The following is a 4,306-nucleotide window of genomic DNA, read 5'->3' as shown; positions in this document are numbered from 1 at the left end:
CTCCAGCCGCCTGAGCCTGCTCCCCGGCGACGACTTCCAATTCCTCGGCCCGCGCCTTGCGCGCGGCCCGGCCCAGCAGCCCCTCGGCGGTCGCCTCCTTGGCGCCGGCCAAGAGCGGCGGCAGCTCAGGCCCGAGCTCGGCGCCTTCCAGCTCGATGGCATAGACGCGGATGCCGCGCGAGCCGAGCACGCCGACCAGCGCGCCGATCTCCTCCGGTCCCGGCTGGAGGAGGTTGAGATCCAGCACCACCGGGCGACCGTTGAAATAGCCCGGCGAGTTGGCGATCCAGCGATCCAGCCCCTCCAGCCAGTCGGCGATCGGCGCCTCCGGCGTCAGCGTGAAAGCGACGAAGGAACGGGCGCGGAAGCGGATCGATTTGTTGTGCAGGGGGGCGGCGAAGGTCACGTCCAGGCGAATCCTTACTCAATGGTTAAAGGGTGCCGGGCGAATGGTTAACAAAAGGTTAATTTTGGGGATCAGGGCCGTTAAGGAAGTGGCGCGGCCAAGTTCTGTGGCCGCACGGTGACAGGGCCTGCCGATGCCGCTATCGTCTCACCCCAGCCTGGCGGAAAGCAAGGGAGATCATGTCATGGAGATCAGCAAGCCCGAGGACGCCGCGGCCGCCTTCGCCGATGCCTGGAACAAGCATGACATGGACGACTTCGCGGCGCTGTTTTGCGAGGACGCCAATTTCGTCAATGTCGTTGGCATGTGGTGGAAAGACCGGGCCGAGATCGAAGCGGCGCACCGCGCGACTCACAAGACCATGTTTCGCGACAGCCGGCTTGAGGGTGTCGCCGCGTCGGTCGTCGAGCTGTCTCCCGGCCTCGGATCGGTGCACTACAGATGGACCCTGACCGGCGCATCCGCCCCGGACGGCTCGCCCGCCGGAACGCGGGAAGGCATCCTGCTTCTGGTGGTGAAGAAGGAACAGCTTGGATGGCGGATCAAGGTGGCCCAGAACACCGACATCGTCCCAGGCGCGATCGCTCCCCCTGCCCGCGCAAGCAGATAGAACGGCCAAGCCCGATCGAGTCGCGCATGTGAAGCGGCTAATATACAGGCGATCTGCAGCCGAGCACCATCCCGCCCGGGACTTTCCACTCTTCAGGGACAAGGAGACGGGCAATGGGCATTTATCGGGAAGACTGCAGGCGAGCAGGCAAGGCAGGCACGGCACTGGCGGCGCTGATGTTGCTGGGAGGATGCATGACGCACCAGCCGACAGGCATAGATGCATACCAGACGAGCGGCATCGACCAATGGCTGGCGACGGCCGACGCCGACAAGGTCGTCAACGCGATGGCCGCGAAGGGCCTGATGCCCGCCACCATCGACTGCCGCTTCGCCGACACCACGCCAGGACAGGTGGCCTACCTCTCGAAATTCACCTGGACGCGGGCGCCCGCCAACACACGCTACCACTGGGAAGTGGGCGATCCGGCCTATCTCGCGAGCAAGGAAGTGCGGGCCAACCGGGTGGGCTTGCAGCGCGTGGATGCGAAGGTTGTGCGGGACAGCGCTACAGGGCAGAAGGTCGGGTGCTCGGTTTGGGTGGGATAGGCGAATCCTACGAAACAGAACAATCGGAGCCGGTGGCTGGGGCGCTATAACCGACGAATATTGGGCGAATTGCAGCGGTCAAGCCTCTCCCGCCGGGCTAGGCCAAAGGCCGGATCGCCGGCCCGTTGAGGACGGTTCCGTCTGGCGAGAACTGCGAGCCATGGCAGGGGCAATCCCAGCACTGCTCCGTGGAATTCCAATGCACGATGCAGCCCAGATGCGTGCAGCTCGCCGAATGCCGGTGCAGCGTTCCGTCGCAGTCGCGACATACGGCGAGCTTGCTCAAGCCGTCCTGAAGGATGCCGCCTTCACCAGGCTTGAGATCGTCAGCCGATTTGATCTCGCCGGGCAGCAAATAGCCAGCAAGGTTCTTCACCGTCGTGAGGTTCTCATTGACGTATTGCGCAAAGGCTGCGGGCGGCGTCCGGTCCGGGGCGTACACGGCTTCCCAGGGGTTCGATCCTTCCACGATCAAATCGCGGATCAGCAGTCCGGCCAATGCGCCGTGCGTCATGCCCTGTCCGGAGTCGCCGGTGGCGATGAAGACGTTGCCGTTGCCGGGGCTGCGGCCTATGAAGCCGCAATAGTCGATCGTATCGAGAACCTGACCGGACCATCTCGCTCTTTCTCTGCCAAGATCGGGCACCAATGCCCTGATCCAGGCTTCGAGCGCAGTAAAGCGAGCCTCGCCGTCATCGGCTTCGCCCGATTTGTGATCGCGGCCGCCGGCAATGAGACAGTCGGTCTCGCTGGGGCCGGGATTGAGTCGGACATAATAATAGGGATCGTCCATGTCCCAGTAGAGCGCGTCGGGAAGAATTCCCCTTTCAATGTCGAAAGCCATCGCATAGGTGCGGTAAGGCGCCATCTTGCTATGGATCTTTACCCAGGTGTTGATCGGCGAATTGGTGGCGAACACCGCGTTCGAAGCGGTGATGGTGGAGCCGCCGTCGCATTTCAGGCGAACCTGCGTTCCCTCCTCGATTTCGACGACGGCGCTATCGGTGAATGCCTTGCCGCCTCGCTTCTGGAAATCGGCGAGCAGCGCGCGAAGATATTTCAGCGGATGGAAAGTGGCCTGGTTCGGATAGCGCAGGATGGGCGCCTTTTCATGGCCCTTGAGCGCTACACCCTTGCCATGCTCAACCGCGACGCCGATCTTTGCCGCGGCGGCATATTCCTTGTTGCATTCTCTGGCGGCCTCTTTCTCATCCATCCAGGCGGCGGGGAAAAGGAAGCCGTCCAGCCGCCGGAAGTCGCAGTCGATCTCCAGCCTGCCGACATGCTGTTCGATACAGTCGACGGCGGCTTGCTGGCTTTCCTGAAATCCGCGCGCGAGGGCCTCGCCGCGCATCTTAACCAGAGCGCTCAAACCGTCATCGCAGATGGGCGCCAAATGGGCGGTCGTGCGGGAAGTCATGCCGCCGAGCAGAGGGCCGCGATCCACAAGCACCACCTTGCGACCTGCCAAGGCCAGCTCGTAGGCGACGGAAACTCCGGCGATGCCGGCTCCGATGACGGCCACGTCGCACTGCTCGTCCTGTTCGAGGCGGGGAGCGCTGGGGAAGCTGGTATCGAGCATCCAAAAAGATCTGGTCGCTTCGCCGCTGACGTTCATCGCATTTCTCACCGAGACGACATAAGCTCGCCTCATCGACCGATCTTGGCCACTGCGAGCGGGGGCCGTCGTTTCAAACTCCGTTCGACGCGGAATGTTCCTGAACCTGGACGACGCGCTAGCGCGGGTCTTTAAACTGGCGTGGCCATGAAACAGGCCTCGACCGGAATATTTGGCACTGGGGACTCGTTAGTTTCTCAGACGATGCCAGGTAAGGCAAAGTGGACATATCCGAAGATCTAACTCATTGTCGCCGCCAGACAGGCCGCGGCTTGCTCTGGCATAACCTCAAAGGGAACCAGAGATGACAACGGCTGTTTCGACCTTTTTCACAAGACGATGTGTCGTCGCAGGGCTGACGGTGGCCGCCGCATCGACCGCTGTATTGCCGGCCGACATGGCGCGCGCGCAGAACAAGCAAACCACGCCTGACAAAAGCCTGTACGAGCGGTTGGGGGGCGTGTTCGCCATCGCCGCGGTGGTGGATTACTTCAGCGACGCCGTAGTGAAGAATCCCATTGTCGGCAAGAAGTCCAAGAACCCACAGCTACGGAAATGGCACACCAAGAACCTTGAACGGCTCCCCGGCCTCAAATTCATGCGCACGCTGTGGGTCTGCGACGTTTCCGGCGGCCCCTATAAGTTCGTGGCCACGAGGCCCGGCGCGACGCCGCTCGGCCTCGAGGAGGCGCATCGCGACTTGCGGATCTCTCCGGCGGAATTCGACGAGGTCGCGGCGGAACTGGGGCGGACCCTAGACCACTTCAAGGTGCCGGAGGCCGAAAAGTCGGAGGTCCTGAAGGCCTTCGCTGCGCACAAGGACGAGGTTACCGCCGGCTTTGCCAAAAAGGGCTGACGCCAGACCGTCAGGCGCGTCTTTTTTGCCGATCTCGCGCCCAGCCCGGTGACGGGTTTGGATGGCGCTGTCTTCGCGCGGGCTCTTCGGTAAGCTCCGTGACTCGGAGGCTCCGGTTCCTCTATAGAATATCGCTTCCCGCCCCGGAGCCTTCGCATGTCCGCCTCCCTCATCGCCGCTTTGCGCGCCGCCCTGCCCTCCACCACCATCTGGGACGCCGCCGAGCTCGCCTCGCGCGATCCCGGCTTCGATGCCCGCAATTTCGGCG

4 protein-coding genes and 1 pseudogene are annotated in these 4,306 nt (G+C 63.0%); 3 read left to right on the top strand and 2 right to left on the bottom strand.

The annotated features are described in order from the left end of the window. A pseudogene (locus EOA27_RS24730) lies at positions 1-406 on the bottom strand (septum formation inhibitor MinC); the annotation flags it as partial. 184 nt (positions 407-590) lie between these two features. On the opposite strand from EOA27_RS24730, the gene EOA27_RS24725 reads away from it, so the two are divergent. Together EOA27_RS24725 and EOA27_RS24720 are read left to right on the top strand one after the other, a co-directional pair. After that, positions 591-1,016, top strand: coding sequence for an SgcJ/EcaC family oxidoreductase (locus EOA27_RS24725; protein ID WP_126078104.1), 426 nt, complete (start codon positions 591-593; stop codon positions 1,014-1,016). Between the two features lie 113 nt (positions 1,017-1,129). Then, positions 1,130-1,564 carry a hypothetical protein gene (locus EOA27_RS24720; RefSeq protein WP_126078105.1) on the top strand — a complete coding sequence of 145 codons (435 nt, stop codon included), beginning with the start codon at positions 1,130-1,132 and terminating at the stop codon, positions 1,562-1,564. A gap of 97 nt (positions 1,565-1,661) precedes the next feature. On the opposite strand, the gene EOA27_RS24715 is transcribed toward EOA27_RS24720, so the two are convergent. Further along, positions 1,662-3,146: an FAD-dependent oxidoreductase gene (locus tag EOA27_RS24715; RefSeq protein ID WP_348526950.1), complete on the bottom strand. Its 1,485-nt coding sequence runs from the start codon at positions 3,144-3,146 to the stop codon at positions 1,662-1,664. Between the two features lie 340 nt (positions 3,147-3,486). Here EOA27_RS24715 and EOA27_RS24710 point away from each other — a divergent pair, with 340 nt between their 5' ends. Further along, positions 3,487-4,038, top strand: a complete 552-nt coding sequence (locus tag EOA27_RS24710) for a group 1 truncated hemoglobin (RefSeq protein ID WP_126078107.1) — start codon at positions 3,487-3,489, stop codon at positions 4,036-4,038. Positions 4,039-4,306 lie beyond the last annotated feature (268 nt).

This window comes from Mesorhizobium sp. M2A.F.Ca.ET.037.01.1.1 (genome assembly GCF_003998075.1).
In the GTDB taxonomy this organism is placed as follows: Bacteria; Pseudomonadota; Alphaproteobacteria; order Rhizobiales; family Rhizobiaceae; genus Mesorhizobium.
Note: the sequence above shows the minus strand (reverse complement) of the source record. Positions and strands in the feature narration are given on the sequence as shown.